This is a genomic window from Sphingopyxis sp. 22461 (assembly GCF_052044915.1).
Classification (GTDB): domain Bacteria; phylum Pseudomonadota; class Alphaproteobacteria; order Sphingomonadales; family Sphingomonadaceae; genus Sphingopyxis.
The window spans coordinates 65,729-85,483 of the sequence record NZ_JBQENY010000017.1 but is presented as its reverse complement, the minus strand read 5'-3'; the positions used below and the strand labels follow the sequence as shown (position 1 = coordinate 85,483).

Annotated in this window: 14 protein-coding genes; 5 read left to right on the top strand and 9 right to left on the bottom strand. The window is 60.3% G+C overall.

Annotated elements, in window-relative coordinates; all coding sequences use genetic code 11:
- Positions 1-13 precede the first annotated feature (13 nt).
- The 7 genes from tnpC to ACTJI5_RS21800 form a co-directional block, all read right to left on the bottom strand.
- On the bottom strand, positions 14-1,537 hold the full coding sequence (tnpC, locus tag ACTJI5_RS21830) for an IS66 family transposase (RefSeq protein WP_440859285.1): 1,524 nt from the start codon (positions 1,535-1,537) through the stop codon (positions 14-16).
- A gap of 31 nt (positions 1,538-1,568) precedes the next feature.
- Complete coding sequence (gene tnpB, locus ACTJI5_RS21825) at positions 1,569-1,895, bottom strand: IS66 family insertion sequence element accessory protein TnpB (protein WP_440859286.1); 327 nt, start codon at positions 1,893-1,895, stop codon at positions 1,569-1,571.
- A gap of 26 nt (positions 1,896-1,921) precedes the next feature.
- Positions 1,922-2,341 (bottom strand): transposase, encoded by a 420-nt coding sequence (locus ACTJI5_RS21820; protein ID WP_440859287.1) that lies wholly within the window; start codon positions 2,339-2,341, stop codon positions 1,922-1,924.
- A 204-nt stretch (positions 2,342-2,545) separates the two neighbouring features.
- On the bottom strand, positions 2,546-4,813 hold the full coding sequence (locus tag ACTJI5_RS21815) for a TonB-dependent receptor (protein ID WP_440861790.1): 2,268 nt from the start codon (positions 4,811-4,813) through the stop codon (positions 2,546-2,548).
- Positions 4,814-4,867: 54 nt separating this feature from the next.
- The gene (locus tag ACTJI5_RS21810; protein WP_440861789.1) at positions 4,868-6,541 is read right to left on the bottom strand and encodes a GMC family oxidoreductase; all 1,674 of its coding nucleotides are present in this window, start codon (positions 6,539-6,541) and stop codon (positions 4,868-4,870) included.
- A gap of 359 nt (positions 6,542-6,900) precedes the next feature.
- Positions 6,901-7,950: a 4-hydroxy-2-oxovalerate aldolase gene (gene dmpG, locus ACTJI5_RS21805; protein ID WP_440861788.1), complete on the bottom strand. Its 1,050-nt coding sequence runs from the start codon at positions 7,948-7,950 to the stop codon at positions 6,901-6,903.
- Positions 7,947-8,891 (bottom strand): acetaldehyde dehydrogenase (acetylating), encoded by a 945-nt coding sequence (locus ACTJI5_RS21800; RefSeq protein ID WP_440861787.1) that lies wholly within the window; start codon positions 8,889-8,891, stop codon positions 7,947-7,949. The genes dmpG and ACTJI5_RS21800 overlap by 4 nt, the downstream gene beginning before the upstream one ends.
- 431 nt (positions 8,892-9,322) lie before the next feature.
- Between ACTJI5_RS21800 and ACTJI5_RS21795 the strand changes: the two genes are divergently transcribed.
- From ACTJI5_RS21795 to ACTJI5_RS21780, 4 genes are all read left to right on the top strand, one after another.
- Positions 9,323-10,291, top strand: a complete 969-nt coding sequence (locus tag ACTJI5_RS21795; RefSeq protein WP_440861786.1) for a cyclase family protein — start codon at positions 9,323-9,325, stop codon at positions 10,289-10,291.
- A 138-nt stretch (positions 10,292-10,429) separates the two neighbouring features.
- On the top strand, positions 10,430-12,124 hold the full coding sequence (locus ACTJI5_RS21790; protein WP_440861785.1) for an FAD-dependent oxidoreductase: 1,695 nt from the start codon (positions 10,430-10,432) through the stop codon (positions 12,122-12,124).
- A 73-nt stretch (positions 12,125-12,197) separates the two neighbouring features.
- Positions 12,198-13,040 carry an alpha/beta fold hydrolase gene (locus ACTJI5_RS21785; RefSeq protein WP_440861784.1) on the top strand — a complete coding sequence of 281 codons (843 nt, stop codon included), beginning with the start codon at positions 12,198-12,200 and terminating at the stop codon, positions 13,038-13,040.
- A gap of 197 nt (positions 13,041-13,237) precedes the next feature.
- A complete protein-coding gene (locus tag ACTJI5_RS21780; RefSeq protein WP_440861783.1) occupies positions 13,238-14,662 on the top strand; it encodes a spinster family MFS transporter in 1,425 nt (474 codons plus the stop codon).
- A 68-nt stretch (positions 14,663-14,730) separates the two neighbouring features.
- Here the strand turns inward: ACTJI5_RS21780 and ACTJI5_RS21775 are convergent, their stop codons facing one another.
- Both ACTJI5_RS21775 and ACTJI5_RS21770 read right to left on the bottom strand, forming a co-directional pair.
- Positions 14,731-15,582 carry an aldo/keto reductase gene (locus ACTJI5_RS21775; RefSeq protein WP_440861782.1) on the bottom strand — a complete coding sequence of 284 codons (852 nt, stop codon included), beginning with the start codon at positions 15,580-15,582 and terminating at the stop codon, positions 14,731-14,733.
- A gap of 277 nt (positions 15,583-15,859) precedes the next feature.
- On the bottom strand, positions 15,860-18,232 hold the full coding sequence (locus tag ACTJI5_RS21770; protein WP_440861781.1) for a TonB-dependent receptor: 2,373 nt from the start codon (positions 18,230-18,232) through the stop codon (positions 15,860-15,862).
- A 548-nt stretch (positions 18,233-18,780) separates the two neighbouring features.
- Here ACTJI5_RS21770 and ACTJI5_RS21765 point away from each other — a divergent pair.
- Positions 18,781-19,683 carry a LysR family transcriptional regulator gene (locus ACTJI5_RS21765; protein ID WP_440861780.1) on the top strand — a complete coding sequence of 301 codons (903 nt, stop codon included), beginning with the start codon at positions 18,781-18,783 and terminating at the stop codon, positions 19,681-19,683.
- The last annotated feature ends 72 nt before the right edge of the window (positions 19,684-19,755 follow it).

Genomic DNA, 19,755 nt, shown 5'->3' with positions numbered 1-19,755 from the left:
GTAAGCGATGTTTTCAGGCCACGGCGGTCCAGGGCATGAGGTTGCGGACGGCATTGGCGGGATGCCCGTTGGCGAGCTTGGTCAGTATTTCGGTCAGCCAAGTGTGGGGGTTGAGACCGGAGAGCTTGCAGTTTTCGATGAGCGTGGCGATGACGGCCCAGTTGTCTCCGCCTTCATCAGAGCCTGCGAAGAGGGCATTTTTGCGGTTCAAAGCGAGGGGGCGGATCGACCGCTCGACGGCATTGCTATCGAGGTCGACCCGGCCATCGTCGAGGAAGCGGGAGAGCCCGTCCCAGCGAGTGAGCGCGTAGCGGATTGCTTCACCGATCTTCGCTTTGGCGCTGACCTGACGGCTGCGGGCTTCAAGAAACCGACGCAGATCGTCGATGATGGCGCGGCTGCGCTCGCCCCGGGCTTGTTGGCGCTGTTCGGGCGGCGCACCTCGCACCTCGTCTTCGATGGCATAGAGCAAGGCGATGCGGCGCAGCACCTCGGTGGCGACCGGCGATGTGTCGGCGAGCTCGTAGAACTTGCGGCGCACATGGGCCCAGCAGAAGGCGAGCCGAATCTGCTGACGCCGCTTCGCCAGCGCGGCATAGCCGCCATAGCCGTCGACCTGCAGGATGCCCGCGAAATCGCCGAGATGGGCTTCTGCCCGCTCAGCCTTGCGGTCGGCGGCATAGACATAGGCGACCATCGGCGGATCGTTGCCGCCCCAGGGGCGATCATCGCGTGCATAGGCCCATAGCTGCCCGGTCTTGGTCCGCCCGCGTCCGGGATCGAGCACCGGCGCCGTCGTCTCGTCGGCGAACAAGCGTTCCGATCTTCGCAATCGCTCGAGGATGTGATCGCGCAAGGGGCGCAAATACCATGCCGCCCGGCCAACCCAGTCGGCCAGCGTCGAGCGATCGAGCTGGATACCTTGCCGGGCATAGATCTGTGTCTGCCGGTATAGCGGAAGATGGTCGGCATACTTGGAGACCAGCACCTGCGCGATCAGCGCTTCGGTCGGGATACCGCCCTCGACGATCCGCGGCGGTGCCGGGGCCTGCACGACCGCACCCTCGCATGAACGGCAACCGTAGCGCGGGCGGCGGGTGACGAGGACACGGAAGGTGGTCGGCACGACATCGAGGCGCTCGGCGACGTCCTCGCCGATCTGATGAAGCGCGCCGCCACAACAGACACAGGTCTTCGTCTCGACATCGACGATCTGTTCGACCCGCTCCAGATGCGTCGGCAGCGAACCCCGGTTGGTCTTCCGCGGCCGCTGTGCCGGAGCCCCGCTTGCCTTGTCGCGAGCGTGTTCGGCCGCGGCCAAGGCCGTCTCGACTTCCTCGAGGGCAAGCTGGAACTGATCGGGATCGAGCTGTTCGGACCGGCGGCCAAAACGGTGACGCTGCAGGGCGTCGATGATCGCTTGTAGACGCTCGACCTCGGCTTTGAAAATCTTGAGCGCATCGAGCTCGCGAGCCTGTTCGAGGACGAGCGCGCGAAGCGCTTCAACGTCATCGGGAAGGTCGGCTTCCATGAGCATGGAAGCAGTGAATCAGCATGGGAAGGCCGCGTCAACCGGCAATCTGCGGAGCGATCGGGCGGCGTCCGCCATGCACTCGGCGCCAGTCCAGACCTTCCAGCAGAGCGCCAAGTTGTGCCGCCGTCACACGCATCACGCCGTCCTGAATCCCCGGCCACTTGAAGCTCCCTGACTCCAGCTTCTTAGCCATCAGGCACAGGCCGGTTCCATCCCACCAGACCAGCTTGATCCGGTCGGTCCGCTTCGCCCGAAAGACGTAAATCACCCCGGAAAAGGGATCGCCGCCATACTCGGCACCGACCAACGCCGCCAACGCGTCCGGCCCTTTGCGGAAATCTACGGGCCGCGTTGCGATCATGACGCGGGCGCCAGCGCCAGGCCCGATCATCGAGCCGACCGAAGGGCTTGCACCACGGCAGCAGCCAGATCGGCCTTGGCCGTTCGCCCAATCCGGATCACGGCACCATCGATCTCCACTTCTATCGCGACATCGCTGCGTCGGGCGTTGTCGGCGACCACCGGCACGAACATCGGCTCCGCATCCATCGAGCCACGCTGGGCTTCCAGCGCGTAACGAAGCTCGCGGCGCCAGGTGTAGAGCTGGGAGGTCCGGATATCGTGCCGCTGAGCAAGCGCCGTCAGATTATCGCAATGCTGCGCTTCTGCGACGATCGCCAACTTCTGCTCCACGGTCCACGATCGGCGTCGACCGACCGTCCCACTGAACACCTCGAGGCGCCGGGCCGGCTCCGGACTAACTCCAGTGCGCGTGTCCAGTCCGGTCGTTAGCGTCGCGTCGTCCATATCCCCTCTGGTCTGCCTCAATCACGAAACCAAACAAGGTGGGGCCCGAACATCGCTTACAGACGTTCTGAACGGTCTTCGGTCAAGAACCCTCATGCGGCGCCGGGTCCAAGCCTTTTCTGGCTTCGACCCGGCGTCGTGCTGGCCGTGTCACAGAGTGAGGGTAACGCTTGACCTGCTTCTGCCCTACCCGGCGGACCTGGTCTAGAACTCGAAGTTCAGCGACACACCATAGGTTCTCGGCGAGCCCGCAATATAAGGAAAACCGGTTGGGCCAGACAGGCTGGTCGCGAACGCGGCATAATGTTCGTTGGTCAGGTTTTTGCCCCACACACTCAGGCTGTAGCGCGGCGTGGGCGCGAACCGCAAACGAGCATCCAGAAGACCATATCCCCGCTGCGTCAGCTCCGGCCCGTTCGCCTGATCCCAAAAGAAGGAGCTGCGGTGCGAATAATCAACTGTGGCCTGAAGCTCGCCCGCTGACGTATCGACGGTATAGTCGGCACCGATACCGTATGAAAATTTCGATGTCAGTTGCGGCCGGTTCCCTGCGGCGTCGATAAGCTGGCTGGCGCCGGCACCGAATACTGGACCGAAAAGCGGCGGGGCATAGGGCGCGTCATCGTACCTCAGGTATTTTGCATCGAGCCAGGTTCCGGAGAACCGCAGGTTCAGCCCCGTCGCCACGCGCAAGTTCCCGTCAAATTCGGCGCCCCAGATACGTTCGGAGTCCGCGTTCGAGAGAATAATCGCACCACTCTGAATCAACTGAACCTGCGGGTTGTCGATGTCGTAGCGAAAGGCCGCGAGATTCAGACGCAATCGCCGGTCGAACAAATCCGTTTTCGCACCTATTTCATAGGCGGTGAGAACTTCAGGATCCGTGCCGGTCTGGTTTGGCGTGGGAAACAATATGTCATACTGCCCCGACTTGAAACTGCGGCTGACCGATCCGTACAACAGAATGTCCGAGGTGGCCTGAAAGTTCAGCCCCCCCTTCCACGTCAACTTGCTGACTTTCTTGCCCGCTTGATCGCTCTGAGGAAACAGCGCGCAACGATCGCCGTTGGCAAGCCCCCCAACGGCCTGACAAAGGGGGTCGCTGGCAGCCAATCTGAAATCGCCTCGCCCACTCGCGTCCGTCTTCTCCTTCGTATAGCGCAGACCGACGGTCACGCCCAGTTTCGATGTAATCGGATAAGTCGCCTGGCCGAATGCGGCATAAGACTTGGAGCGCTGACGGCCGTAGGTATCGAAGTCAAATACGCCGCCGTCGCCGTAGCCAGTGAAATCACCGCGATCGTATACGCTCAGATTATTGTAATAGAAGAGGCCCGCTATCCACTCGACCGGACTGCTGCTGAGTGATGAAAGCTGAAACTCCTGCGTGAATTGATCGATGTGAGCGCGGAGAGTGGGCGCAGAAAAAGACACTTCGGTGTAATCGCCCTCGCCTTGGTAAAATTCCTTTGTGTTCTGATAAGCCGTGATGCTGACAAAGTTCGCAAAGCCGAACTCCTGCTCAATTCGACCTGAAAGAGAATACATTTTGATGCGATTGAGGGCATCGACATCACCCCGTTGATCGTAGAAGCCGTAAGCTGGCACAAGCGTTCTGCCCGTCGTCAACGGGTCTCTGGTCGGGTAGCCCTGGGTGGTGCCGGGATATTGATTGCCCAGTCCCGGCACCTCCGACCAAGAGTATAAACCGCTCAAAACAATCTTCGTCGTTTCGCTCGGCTCGAACATTAGTTTGGACTTGAAGTTGTAATTATCTGTGTAGCTGGTCTTGCGGCCGGTGGTAATGTTGCGCCCGAAGCCGTCGCGCTGGCTGCGTCCGCTGGCGGCCACGTCGAGGGCGATCTTGTCGGAAAGCCCCACAGACGCATAAATCGCGCCAGTGAAGGTGTCGTAATTGCCATAACCGATATTGCCGCGCAGGACAGGCTCATAAACCGGATCCTGCGTGATGAGCTGGATGACGCCACCGCTGGAATTGCGTCCGAACAGCGTGCCTTGTGGCCCCTTGAGCACTTCCACCCGTTCGATGTTGTTTAGGGAGAATGCGCCGGCGTTGGGCCGTGAGAAGTAAACGCCGTCGATATAGACCGCGATACTGCCTTCGGAGCCAACCGCATTTGCTCCCGTGCCGACGCCGCGAAGATACGGTTGCAACGCGCCCGACGAGCTCTGCGCGATGTTCAGGCCAGGCGTGACCGTCGCCAGATCGCCGATCTGCTCCAGACCACGCGCCTGAATCATTTCATTTGTGAAAGCCTGGACCGTCACGGGAACGCTTTGCAGGCTCTGCTCGCGGCGCTGGGCGGTGACGATGATTTCGTCGCTTGCAACGGCGACCTGCTCGTCGGCAACAGGGGCCACGCCCTCCTGCGCCAGCGCAGCGCCACCGGGAATGCACTGAACGACCGCAAGCGCGATCACAGATCCCCTGATTTTCAGTTTATAAGACATTTATCCATCCCCTCATATTTTCTCGTTAAACTGGTTGCCAATCACCTTTGCCCGTCAGGCAAATGCCACCGACGACGCTTTATTGCTCCGAATCGACACCGTGCGGCCATCAGGGTCCTTTGCGGTGATGAATTCCGCCGCGCGCTCGCCGATCATCATGGACGTCGCATTCGTGTTGCCGGTGATGATCGTCGGCATCACCGATGCGTCGGCGATCCGGAGCCGCCCGACGCCGTGCACCCGCAACTGCGGATCCACGACCGCGCCGACGTCGGTTCCCATCCGTGCCGTCCCACAAAAATGAAAGGCCGTTCCGCAGTGCTGGCGCGCATACTCCAGCAGCTCATCATCTGTCCGGACGCCGGGGCCAGGACGAAGCTCGACATCGACGAAGGAGGCAAGCGGTTCGGTGTGCATCAACTTGCGGATAAAGCTCAGACCTCGCACGCAGGCGGCCTGATCGTCTTCGTGCGTGAAATAATTGCACTGGATGCGGGGCGGCTCTTTCATGTCGCGCGATCTCAGCCGAACATGGCCGCGGCTTTGCGGACGTGTAAAATACACGCCAATCCCGAACCCGCTCCCCTTCGCCAGTTTCCACATATCGACTTCGTCGGGCAGGAACGGCGTGAGTCCGAATTGCAGATCGGGGGCCGGTAGCCCCTCGACACTTCGCGCGAAACCGCCGGTTTGCGAAGCGCCGAGGGTCAGCACCCCCTTGCGTCGTCCGAGATAATAGTCGAGTCCGTGACGGAGTTGTGCGAGCGGATTGCCCATGATCGCATTGATCGTATGGCCGCTGGTCGATCGGCAGGTCACGCCCGCATGGACATGATCGATCAGGTTCTCGCCGACGCCCGGCAGGTCGTGAACCGGTTCGACCCCATTTTCGCGCAGCAACGCAGCAGGCCCAATCCCCGACACCTGGAGCAACTGGGGTGTCTGCAACGCGCCCAGGCTCAATACCACCTCTACCCGCGCATACGCCTCATGTATCTCGCCACCGCGCTCGTAGCGGATGCCTCTCGCCTCACGGCTTTCCAGCAGAATGCGGGTAGCGAACGCCTCGGTAACGATTCGCAGGTTGGGACGCTTGCGCGCGGGCTTCAGATAGGCTTCCGATGTGGATGAGCGGCGCCCGCGCCAAGCGTTGACATTGACGTAGCCAACGCCCTCCCCAGACGATCCGTTTGGATCGTCGTTGCGCGGTAGTCCCAATGCCTCAGCGGCAGCGATGAAGGCATCGCCAAGGGGGGTTTTCCAACGCACGGTCTCGACGCCGATCGGACCCTCCCCGCCGTGAAACTCATCGGCGCCGAGGTGATACCGCTCCATCCGCTTGAAATAGGGCAGGACGTCCTTGTACGACCATCCTGCGGCGCCCAGCCGTTCCCAATTGTCATAGTCGAACGGAACGCCGCGGGCGTATTGCAGTCCATTGATCGCGCTCGATCCGCCCAACAGTTTGCCATGCGGCAGACCGAGACGCCGACCGCCCAGACCCGGCTCGGGCTGGCTTTCGTGGAACCACATATATTTGGGATCGAACAGAACCTTGCCGAAACCTAGCGGAACCTTGGTCCAGTGACTGGTATCCTCGGGACCGGCTTCAAGAAGGAGGACACTCACACCAGGATCCGCCGACAGGGCACTCGCCACCACCGCACCGGCCGACCCTGCGCCCACGACTATATAGTCAAAAGTCTCGTCAACCGGCACCGGTGCCATTCTCCCAACCTCGCCCGTGCACCGTCCGCTCTTCGAAAGCACGCCCTGGACGATGGCGATTTTTGCTCCGGGTCAGCGGAGCCATTACAGGCTGCATACAAGCCGCCGTCGCTGCCAGACAGGTCGCAGGTTGTAGGAAACAGATCATCTTGTTTCGACAACGTGCAAGCCAGGCCGACTGCATGGGCCAAGATCATTCGATCGAGGCAGCGATTTCCATCAGGTTTTCTGAGCGCTTGGGGAAGGAAACGGCAGCTTGTATCTCGCCAGCTGCGGGATCGTATCCGACGCCGCCGCCGCGCGACCAGACAACCGAAGTCGATCCTCGTCCTGTCCTAGATCTGCCTGGAATCCTGATCTCAAGCCATATTCCCACGTCCGGCCTGAACCAGATCGAGTGCGACATCGACGATCATATCCTCCTGACCGCCGACCATCTTGCGACGGCCGAGTTCGACTAGAATGGTGCGAGTGTCGAGATTATAAGTCTCTGCCGCCTTCTCTGCATGGCGGAGGAAGCTGGAGTAAACACCGGCATAGCCGAGCGCGAGCGTCTCGCGGTCGACGCGGACCGGTCGGTCCTGCAACGGCCGCACAAGGTCTTCCGCAGCGTCCATCAGCGCCATCACGTCACAGCCGTGGTTCCAGCCCTTGCGATCGGCCGCTGCGATGAAGACTTCGAGCGGGGCATTGCCCGCGCCCGCGCCCATACCCGCCAGACTGGCGTCAATACGCACGGCGCCCTGCTGCGCCGCGACGATCGAATTGGCGACGCCCAACGCCAGATTATGATGGGCGTGCATGCCGCGCTGGGTTTCGGGCTTGAGCACGCGGTCATACGCTTCCAACCGCGACTTGACGCCATCCATGTCAAGCGCCCCGCCACTGTCGGTTACATAGACGCATTGCGCGCCATAGCTTTCCATAAGGGCCGCCTGCTGCGCGAGCGATTCGGCATCGATCATGTGGCTCATCATGAGAAAGCCGGCCACGTCCATGCCGAGATCGCGCGCGATGCCGATATGCTGTTTCGACACGTCGGCTTCGGTACAATGGGTGGCGACGCGGACGGAACGCACGCCGATGTCGTGGGCGCGGCGCAGTTCGTCAACGGTGCCCACGCCCGGCAGGATCAGTGTGGTGAGGACCGATTTGGTCAGCACCTCCGCAACCGATTCCAGCCATTCCCAGTCGGTGTGCGCGCCAAAGCCGTAATTGAAGCTGGCGCCGCTGAGACCGTCGCCATGAGCGACCTCGATCGCATCCACGCCGGCATCATCCAGCGCCTTTGCGATCGTGCGGACATGATCGACGCCATACATATGCCGAATGGCATGCATGCCATCGCGCAGGGTCACGTCCTGAATGTAAAGCTTGTCGCCAGCTTCGACGTTGAACGGGACGTTCATGCGGCCACCTTCTTTCCAGCAATGATGCGCTTCGCCAACAACTCGCCCGTCGCCTTGGCCGCTGCCGTCATAATGTCGAGATTACCCGAATAGCTGGGGAGATAATCGCCCGCCCCTTCGACTTCGAGCAGAACCATCGTCTTGATGCCGGTAAATTCACCGCGCCCGGGGATGTTGAGCTTGTTGTTATCCCCAAAGCGTTCGAACTGCACTTCCTGCTTGAGGCGATAGCCCGGCACATAGGCCTGCACCCTTTTCACCATCGCCTCAACGGATGCCCGGATGATTTCTTCATCCGCACCTTCGGACAAGGTGAATACGGTGTCGCGCATGATCATCGGCGGTTCGGCCGGATTGAGAATTATGATCGCCTTGCCCTGCGCCGCGCCACCGACTTTTTCGATGGCGCCTGCGGTAGTGCGCGTGAATTCGTCGATATTGGCACGCGTGCCCGGACCAGCCGAACGCGACGAGACCGACGCGACGATTTCCGCATAATGTACGGTCGCAACTTGGCTGACGGCAGCCACGATGGGAATGGTCGCCTGACCGCCGCACGTCACCATATTGACGTTGCCGGCGTCGAGATTGGCGTCGCCGTTGACGGTCGGGATCGTATAGGGGCCGATCGCGGCAGGGGTCAGGTCGACAACCTGCTTGCCGTCGGCGCGCAGCGCCGCGTCATGCATCTTGTGCGCATAGGCGCTGGTCGCGTCGAAGACGATGCCGATCTCGGGATAGACGTCCAGCTTCTTGAGGCCGTCAATACCCTCATGCGTGGTTGCTACCCCGCGCTCGCGGGCCAACGCCAGTCCTTCGGAGGCCTCGTCGATCCCGACGACAGCGACCAGTTCCATATTCTGCGGATATTTGATCATCTTGATCATCAGGTCGGTGCCGATATTGCCCGATCCGATGATCGCTGCCTTAACCTTGCTCATGCGCGTTTGCCTTTCAGATCGGCCCTCCTCCAACAGTATCTGTCAGCAATCGGCCGCCTTGGCCTTATCTTCTGCTAACGTTCTGAAGCTTTCAACCGCCGCCCCAGCCGCTATTCCCATTCAGCGGAATTTATTGGCTTCATGGAGGATGACGATTTCCTAGTTCGCGCCGGTCGTCGCGACCAGTTGTTCGTGCCACGAACATTCGGCCGATGATTGTTGCGGCAGCCCGGACATGTAACTAGCCATGCCCCTTCAAATCATTGGATTGCGGCGCTGACGAATGCGCAGGCTGGCGCGGGACCGGGGTCGGTCAATCTCATGGTGCGGGGTCATTTGGCGCCGATCCGGCCTGGGCATCGACGTGATTCCTGCCTGATGATGGCACCGCATTGGCCTGCGGCCGCAGCACGACAAAGGAGATGAGCCGAATGTGTCGCCAGGATGGATCCGCGAAAGATGTCAGTCGACTTCTTGCCAACGCTCCCAGCAACTGGGGAAGATGGGGTGATCAGGACGAAGTCGGCTCGCTCAATTTTCTGACCAATGCGGAGGTTCTGCGTGGCGTTCGTTCAGTTCGGCAAGGGAAGGTGTTCACCTGCGGCGAAATCATTGGTGACCCGAGGGGTGACCCTCTCTGGCCGGGCCGCGCTCCGGCCAGGCGCGAGACGACGATCGACAAGCAGAGCTATGTCCGGGGCGACATGCCAAGTCTGCCTGGCGGCGCCGAGTTCACCGACGATCGCATCGAGATGTTCCTGCAGGGTTCCACGCAGTTCGACGCGCTTGGTCATGTCTGGTACGACGACCAGCTTTGGAACGGCTATCCCGCCAGCGACACGAACGGCGGAATGAAAAAAGCCTCGATCCTGCCGATCGCCCAACGCGGAATCGTCGGACGAGGCGTGCTGCTCGACATGGCCGCCCATAAGGGCAAGAAGCATCTTGAAAAGGGCGATCTGCTCACGCTGGAAGACCTGCTGGCTTGTGCCGCGCGGCAAGGCGTCGAGATCGAGAAGCACGACATTCTTTGCCTTCGAACCGGCTTTCTGCAGCTTCTCCACGTCCAGGGCGCGGAGCGATTCTACGAGAATTTCGTCGAGCCCGGCCTGACCTATTCGGCGGAACTCGTCGATTGGTTCCACGAGCGTGAAATACCCTGCCTATCCACCGACACGATTTCGAACGAGACGGAGCTCGACCCTGCGATCGGCGTTCAGATCCCGCTGCACTGCGCCCTGATGCGCAACCTAGGGATCGCGTTCAACGAAATATGCAACTTCGAGGAGTTGGTCGAGGACTGCCACGCAGACGGACAATGGGATTTTCTCTACGCTGCGGCCCCGTTGAAGGTAAGCGAGGCGACCGGCGCTCCCGTCAATGTTCTGGCGATTAAATAATGGCCCCAAGTCAGCATATCCCGCCACCATTGGGCGCTACCGGCGCCATGCGTCCGCCGTTGCCGGCAAGCTGCGAAGCTGAACATACCCATGACCGGCGGGCGGGCGCCGTTATCAATCTGTATTTCGGAGGGAGCCATGTCGAGCGACACCTTTGATCTCGTCGTAGCGGGATCGGGCGCAGCGGGCCTGGCCGCTGCAGTGATCGCGCGATCGAAAGGGATGCGCGTCCTCATCGTCGAAAAGACGGGCCTTATCGGCGGCACCACCTCCTATTCTGGCGGTGTCGTGTGGGTTCCGGACAGTCGCCAGAATGTCGAAAGCGGTCTGGACGACAGTGTCGAACAGGCCAAGAGGTATCTCGACAGCATCATCACCACCCCCCATGAACGTGAGGCGCGCCACATGTACCTGGAGCGGGGAGCGGAAGCGTTCGCCTATCTGGAAAGTGTTACTGGCCCGCTGTTCTACGTCAGGGAGAGCAACTCTCCGGATTATTATCCGGACGCGGAAGGGGCGTCGAAAAAAGGCCGCGCCATGACCCCCATCAGCTGCGACGGCCGAAAGCTGGGCGCGCGCTTTCCTGACATTCGCCCTCCTCTTCCAGAAATGTCGCTGTTCGGGCGGCAGATGCTGGAACTAAAAGATGTGTATCATCTCCTGAACGCGCGAAGATCAGCGCGATCGGCATTCCATGCGCTGCGCCTCTTGCTGCGCGACGTTCGTGATCGCCTGTTCTATTCCGGTTACGGTCGCGGCACCCGCCTCACCAACGGCAATGCTCTCGTCGCAAACCTGTACCAATCGGTGCTTGCTCAGGACATCCCGGTCCTGCGGAACACTCCCCTCGTCGATCTGGTCAAGGACGGCGGCCGGGTCGTCGGCGTCGTCATCGAACAGGGGGGATCAAGAAGAACGATCCAGGCAAAGCGCGGCGTCATCCTTGCCACCGGCGGATTTGGCTGGAGCAAGCAATTTCGGGACGATTTTATGGACGACGTGCCGTTTGGTTTCTCGGCGACCAGCCCCGACAGCACGGGGGACGGGATCGAAGTCGCAATGACCAGCGGCGCGAAACTGGATCGCGGCAATGTTGATGGAGCCTTCTGGGCGCCGGTTTCGGTCGCGAAGCGACGCGACGGATCGATCGCCCGGTTTCCGCATCTCATGGCGGATCGCGCGAAGCCAGGGCTTATTGCGGTGAACAAGGACGGTCGTCGATTCTTTAACGAAGCCGAAAACTATCATGATTTCGTGCGGGCCATGATCGGCCGGCTCGGGAACGAGGACCAGCAGCCCGTTCATTTGATCTGCGATGCGAACTATCTTCGCAAATACGCATTTGGCGCCGTCCCGCCACTTTCGTCTGAGCGCCGCCGCGCGGTCCGTTCGGGTTATCTCATCGAGGCAGCGACCATCGAGGCGTTGGCAGCGCAAATCGGCGTGGCAGCCGCGACGCTGGAGGATACCGTAGCACGTGTGAACCGCGACGCGGATCTAGGCGTGGATAGCGAGTTCGGCAAGGGATCAAGCGCCTACAACCGTTATCTCGGCGACCCCACGCACGCTCCGAACCCCTGCGTGGGACCAGTCGGCAAGGCTCCATTCTACGCCGTCCGGGTTCATGCCGGGGACATCGGGACGACCTATGGATTGGCAGCCGACCGGCACTCCCGCGTCCTAAGCACGGACGGCGCCCCGATCGACGGTCTTTACGCGTGCGGTAACGACCGGAATTCGATCATGGCAGGCTTCTACCCCGCCGGCGGTATCACCATCGGCCCTGCGCTTACCTTCGCCTATCTCGCCGTCATGCACGCCTTGGCGAAGTAAACGATTCGAGCGCACAGCCGGGCAGCCGCCTGCAAGGCGGCACGCAACAATGAAACGAAAAAGGACGTTCGTCATGCAGGAACTTGATCCGAAGGTTCAGTACGTCAGGCACGAAATCCTGGTTGACGGCCTCGAAACCAGTTTCCTGGAGGCGGGGTCCGGACCGCCCGTGGTGCTGCTTCATGGCGGCGAGTTCGGCGGCGAGGCCGAGGTCTGTTGGGAAGCCACCATTCCAGCGCTTTCACAACACTTCCGGGTGATAGCGCCCGACCTGCTCGGCTTCGGTCGGACTGCCAAGGTCGTGGATTTCGTCGATGGCCGGATGCGCCGCCTGCGCCATCTCGCTCGATTTATCGAGTTGGTAGGCGCCACGGCCGCCCCGTGCATCGGCAACTCGATGGGCGGCATGCTCCTGCTGTTCGACGCCGCATCCCCAACACCGCTGCTATCGCCGCGCCGGATCGTCAGTATCGCCGGCGGCGGCGCCCTGGTCGATTCAGAGCATACCAAGGCCCTTTTCGCTTATGATGGGTCTCTTGAGGGGATGAGAAAGGTCGTAGGCGCACTGTTTCACGGCGAAAAATGGGCTCGGGACGATGAATATGTCGAGAGGAGGCGTTCGAGCAGCCTGACGCCTGGCGCGTGGGAAGCCGTGGCGGCAGCTCGTTTTCGTCGGCCCGAGCATTTGCAGGAGGCACGCGCTCCCTCCGGAATCGAATATGGCCGGATCTCGACCCGGGCGCTGATCCTGGCCGGGGAAAAGGACAAGATCAAGCCATATGGCTGGTGGAACGAATTGATCGATCAGATGGAAAATGCGGCGGTGACGCTGATCCCTCATGCGGGGCATTGTCCGCAACTGGAACAACCGGACACGGTCAATGAAGCGCTGATCGCCTTTCTGAAAGCCGACTGATCGCAGGACATGGGAGAGTAGGAGCAACGCGACGCCAGCAGCAGTGCCCGATCGAGCGCGGTGAGGAGAAACCGTGCCGCTTGGTAGCCCGATGAGCCGCTCGGGCAAGAGATGTCCGGATCGCGCTAATCATAGGCTCTCAGAGGATGTTTCAACTTGTTACTGTCCGACAGTCGATGAGTAGGGCGAGATAAGGCATGGCGGATCAAGCGAACCATCTTTCAGACGATGTCTCGCTAGGCGCGCCGGACGCACCAACGGCGCTTCTGCCAACCGGCCTACCCATCGGTTCCTCACCCGACGACCTCGAAACCGGACGAATGGACCCGCCTTCGCCAGTTCGAGCGTGGTTCGGCGTCGCAATTCTTCTCGTATTTTCTCTGTTTTCCTATCTCGATCGACAGATCATCGCTTTGCTGGTCGATCCCATCAAGGCCGATCTCGGCTTGACGGACTCGCAATTGGGATTGCTGCAGGGGCTGGCGTTCGCACTGCTCTACTCGGTGGCCGGGTTACCGATCGGGTGGGCGGTGGACCGCTATCCGCGGCGGATAGTCATATTCCTCGGGATGGTTACCTGGTCGGCGAGTTCCGCCGCTTGCGGTCTTGCGCATAACTTCTGGCAGATGTTCGTAGCACGAACGGTCGTTGGCGTCGGCGAAGCGAGTCTCAGTCCAACCGCTGTCTCGCTGATTGGCGATTTGTTTCCGCGCGACAAGATGGCGACGCCAATGGGCGTATTCTCGACGGGCTTTTACCTAGGCGGCGGCGCCGCATTGGTGATTGGCGGCTGGATCGCCAGCCTTTTCGCAGGTCGCGAGGTCGTGGCATTTCCCCTGATTGGGGATGTCGCGCCTTGGCAGGCGACTTTCCTCGTCGCAGGACTGCCAGGAATCCTGGTCGCGTTACTCGCCTTTGCCATCACCGATCCCCGGCCGGCGGCGGCGCATTTGCAGGCGCACCGAACGCCTGCCGAGCAAAGGCATTTGCTGCCGTTCATGCGCGAGCATCGCCGCGTTATCGGCTTTGCTTTCAGCGCGTTCGGCCTGTCGGCCCTCGTCGGCTACGCCATCACATCCTGGACGCCTGCCTTTTTCATGCGCACTCTGGGATGGAGCGCGGCTGAAGTTGGGGCGACATTCGGCACGGTTATCGCGCTGTCGGGAGCGGCGGGCGCGGTGGGCGGCGGGATGCTCATGGACCGCTTGTTCCGCGCCGGTCACAAGGATGCCATTTTTCTGCTCACGGGAATCGTGAGCCTGATCGCCGCTCCTGTCCTGGTCGGCGCCTATTTCATGCCTTGGCCGATGGCGACCATGGCCCTGCTGTGCCTGGGACTGACTTTTCTCGGAGTAATTGCCGCGGGCTCCTTCACAAGCTGGCAAGTTATCGCGCCGCCCAGCCTGCGGGGCCAGTTGACCGCCGCCTTCGTGCTGGTGGGCGCAATCGTCGGCGCCGGACTCGGGCCGCTGTCGGTTGGCTTGCTGACTGACTACCTCTTCGGCGACCCCCGCATGGTCGGTTATTCGATCGCGATCGTAGTAGGCTTTGCACTGCCGACGATGGGGGTGCTCCTCCTCAGCGGCCGGGGAGCACTCCGCGACCATCCCGAATTCGACTAACAGTGCTCCGTAGAACAGACGCTCCGGCATGAGGCGTCGCTGCGCCGTCGCCCCCCTACGGGGCGGCATTAGTCCGCGCAGGGTTCAATAAACCCCCTGTCGCTTTGGTGCAGCATCGGATCAACGCCAAAGGCGCTTCCTGAACAGTCGAGCCTTGCGATGCGTGCCATGTCGGCTGCATCGAGCACAAAGTCGGCCGCCGCCAAATTATCGACGAGGTGCCGCGTATCGGCTGCCTTGGGAATTACCACCAAGCCGCTTTGCAGATGCCATCGTAAAGCCACTTGCGCGGGAGATCGCTTGATCCTTTGCGCAATCTCTACGATCACCGGATTCACAAGCACTCGGCCGTGCTCCAGGGGGCTCCACGACTCGGTGAGGATGTGCTTGTCGGCATGAAATGCGCGCGCCGCGTGCTGTTGAAAGCGCGGGTGAAGTTCGATCTGGTTAACTGCGGGGCAAACGCCAGTGTCTCCCTCGATCTCGTCGATCAACTGCCTGGGGAAGTTCGCGACGCCGATCGATCGCACCCTCTTCTCGGCCCGCAGGCGGACGAGCGCTTTCCAGCAAGAGCGATACAGCCCCTTGGCAGGTTGCGGCCAATGAATAAGATAGAGGTCTATGCGGCCGATCGCCTTCTCGCTCGCATCGAAAGCACGCAGCGCCGCATCATAGCCGTGCATGCCATCCGGCAACTTGGTCGTGATCCAGATTTCGTCGCGGTCGATGTTCAGGCTTCGAATTCCCTCACCCACTTCGGTTTCGTTGCCATAATGGGTCGCCGTGTCGAAATGCCGATAGCCCAGCTTGACCGCCTCGCGCATCAGCCCGGGCAACCTATCTTGGGGCACGAACATCAGCCCCAATCCCAATTGCGGGATAGCCCCACCGTCGTTCATCGTCAGCGTCTGACCGGCCATCCCTGTCTGATCCTTGTGCGTCATTTGCCTTGGTCGATGAGGTCGGACGGCCGTTCGGCTACGTTCTAGCGCTACCACGACTCACCCGGAACAGCGGCGGCCATGCTGGCCAGCAGTCGGCGCCCATCTCGCCGCGGGGCAACCGTGCATGTTCTTAATTGATGATCAGACAGTGAAGCGGGTCGTACCGGAATAGTTTGCCCGGGCGCGACCCCTCCCATTAAACGGAGGGGCCGCGAAGCTTTAGTCAATGCCGGTAACGCTCATCGCTCGACGGTCAGAAGTCATACGAGAGCGTTACCCCGTAGGTTGCAGGCATGCCAGCAAAGCGCGCGGCGATGTCGCCTTGTTTGATCGTGTTTGTCCAATAATATTTGTTGAAAATATTCTTGCCCCAAAGGAATGCGCGCCATTTTCCGTCGGCATCCTCTATACCTACCTGGCCATCGACCAAGGTGTGGGCAGTGATGTCAAACACGCTCAGGGTCCCGTCGCCCGGCGGCACGAAGACCGACGAAGTCGAACTCCGATACGCCACGTTTACGCCAATAAATCCGTCGATCGCCGCGCTGATGGGATGTGAATAGTTCACATCGCCGTTAAGACTCCATTTCGGTGTAAAAGGGATCGGCGAACCGCTGAGATCGGCAGGGGCCGTGCCAAAAGCGGTATAGCCAGTATACTCCTTGACCTCGCTGTCGAGATAGACGCCGCTTGCCGATAGAGACAGTCCCTGCACCGGACGCAGCACCGCCGAAAACTCGCCCCCCCGAATGCGGGATTTCGGGATATTGTCCTGAGCCGACACATTTCCAAATGGCGGACCCGTGTCGATGCGGGAACGCAACTGCTTGTCGAGATAGTCATACTGGAATATCGCACCCTCGATACTGAACACCGACGGGAGCGAAAAGCGGGCGCCAAGTTCATAGGCGGTTAGCTCTTCTTGAACAATCGGCCCATAAAGCCTGTTGTCGACGAGACCAATGGTTGCAAAATTGCCCGATTTGAACCCGCGGCTCACCCGAACATAAATCAGAGAGCGCTCGGTTGGTTTAAAATTGACGCCAATGTTCCAAGGAGCATTGTCTTCCTTTAACCGTCGGTTGGCCGGTCCGTTGGTGAATAGCGGCAGGCCTTCGGTATCCCCAGCCTGGCCGGCGGGCGTTCCATAAAATGTGTAGCAAGTGTCGGTCGTAATGGGCTGGTCGAGCGGTCCAAGACCGGCGTTAGAGCGAAAGAAATTCAACAGATTGTTGAATCCCATGGCAGTGCCGTCGCCAACCGGCTTCGCGCAACCGGTGAAATCCCGCGTCTCATTGCTCAGCCTGATACCGCCTGTAATCGTGAGCTGGTCGGTCAGCGGAATATCGATATTGGTGAAGACCGCGTAATTCTCTATGTCTTGCGATGTCGTGGTGAGCGATCCGAAGCCCTTGAAACCGAAAAAATTCTGATAAGAGGTCAGGTCGCGCAAAATCTGCAGATTGTCCTCCGCAATTTTGTCCTTGCCATAATTGACGCCGACCACCCAGTTGATGCCATTTCCGAACTGCGCCGACAGCCGCAACTCCTGCGAAAAGCCGCGGATCGTAGCCTGCTGTTGCTGATGCACGTTCGCGGCTGCTCCGATCCCGTCGGTGTCGCTATATTGATAGCGGTTGAAGTGCGTGTAGGCCGTGATCGAGGTGAGCGTTACTTCATCGCTGACATCAACCTCGCCACGCAACGACGCCTGCCAGAACTCGTCATCGCGGCGGAATGGGCCATAGTCCAGCTCGGGGCCCCAGTCTGCCGCGCGCGCATTGTGCGGGGCAATCGGCGCGTTCTGGACCGCCGGCACGGGCACGTTGGCGCCAGTGGCGAAAAACTGCTTAAGCTGCGACGCCTGAGTGTCCGACTTGTCAATCCAGCCGTTTACGTTGGCTGTAAGCCGGATCACATCTGCCGGTTCCCACTCAATGATTGCGCGGCCGGTATAATTTTCGACCCTGCCCAAGGTGCGATCGGACGTCTGGCTCTGTTGCCAACCGTCACCGAATGACACTCGGCCCGCGATCCGCGCCTTGAGGGTTGGCGCAATCGGGCCACTGACATATCCCTCGACATTGCCGCGATTAAACCGACCGTAAGTCGCACCAATGCCCGCCGCAAATTCATCCGTCGGCTTGTTGGCAATATAGTTGATCGCGCCACCGGTCGAATTCTGCCCATACAAGGTGCCTTGCGGGCCTTTCAGAACCTCGATGCGCTGGAGATCGAGAGCGGCACCTTGGCTGATGATCGGGTAGGCGAGCGGCACTTCATCGACATATACGGCAACCGATGAGCTCGAACCAACGCTGGGCTCGTTTATGCCGACCCCACGAAGCGTATAAATCGGCGTCGCATAGCCGCTGTTGCTGATCGATAACCCGGGCACCAGAGCCGCGAGGTCACTTGCCTCGGCTACGTTCCTGCGCTCAAGCGTCTCGCTACCAAGCGCAGTGATCGATAGGCCGATGTCGGACAATGCCTGTTCGCGACGCTGAGCGGTGACGATTATCTCTTCGGACCCGCTCGACTCTGCTTCGGATTGCGCAAATGCCGGGACCGTGATGAGCGGTCCGCTCGCGACGGACAGCAGCAGCGCGACCTTTCTTATAATCATATCCTCCTCCTCTTTTGTCTGTATAGATTATTTATATTAAATAGTATCTACATTTCGTAAGAAAGCTATAAATCTCCGATTATACCAATTAACATCAGATCATTATTGCTAAGCCGCTAGAATAATTGCTATCCGCACGAACTGAATTTTACATTCTTTCTGTCAGAGATTTCGTAGTTCTAAAATCTAATTTTACGACCAGCGCACCTTTAAGATTTAAATGTACTTTCCGTTGGCTGAGAGTCACTCCAAATCTTGTTAGAAAAACGAGCATGGTTTTACCGATAGAGGCTCGACGGATTCCTTCTTGGCGCTTTCGATAGGCAGCTAATTTTGAGGCATGTGCGTGGATCGAAATCAAAGGGAACTCCGCACTGAGTCCTTCTGCGGGCCGCCGAACGGTGGACTGAAATGACCGACCTAGTGCTTTTCGCCGCAAGACGATCACGATCCCGTGCCGTTCCCGAGAAACCCACCCTTTGTCGCTAACGGTTCGACTCATCTGTTTTTGTGAAGACTGCACGACGCGCTTCGGGCTAGATGAAAAGATGCAAACGCGCCTTGTCGAATATTTCCTCGCACTCCACCGCGAACGACATTTCGCCCGGGCGGCCGCGAGTTGTAATGTCTCGCAGCCAACCCTATCGGCAGGCATTGCAACTCTCGAGGCGCAGCTCGGCAAAAGGCTCATCGTCCGCGACCGCAAATACGCCGGACTGACGCCCGAAGGCGAAGCGATCCTGCCGTGGGCGCGGCAACTGGTGGCCGCCGCCGACGCGCTCGAACAGGCGGTCGGCACCACGCAAGGCCCGCTGAAGGGTGAACTTCGCCTCGGCGCAATCCCGGCGTCGATGCCCGCGACGGGCTTTCTGGTCGAGGCCATCCGCACGCGCTTTCCCGAACTCAATGTTCAGGTGCGCGCGCTCACCTCGCGCCAGATCGAGCGCGAACTCGCCGCGTTCGAACTCGACGCGGGCATTACCTATCTCGATTTCGAACCCCCCGCGCATGCTCTGGCCGTGCCGCTCTATAGCGAACGCAGCCGACTGGTGAGCGCGAAGGACGGCATCGCGGTTCCCGAGCAGCCCGACTGGAGCGATCTCGCGGCGCTGCCGCTGTGTCTGCTGCACCAGGGGATGCAGAACCGCCGCATCCTTGATGCGCGCTTGGCTGCGCTCGGGCTGGCACTACGGCCAATCGTCACCGCCGACAGTTATATCGCGCTGCTCGCGATCGTGCGGCAGGGGCATCTCTGTTCGATCATGCCCGACAATCATGCGCTGCTGCTCCAAGGTCTCGATTGGGCCCGGATCACGCAGCTTCCCGAGACTGACGAAGCGAACCGGATCGGAGTCATCGTGTCCGACCGCACCCCGATGAGCCCGCTCGCGCAGAGCGTGCTTGGCGTCGCGCGCGACCTGCTGCTTCCCAAGGGCTATCAGCTCACCTGAGTGGGCGTTCGCCTTTGACTGCGCGACATATCCCTTTCCGTCATCCCGGCGATTCAAGCGAAAAGCCATTAT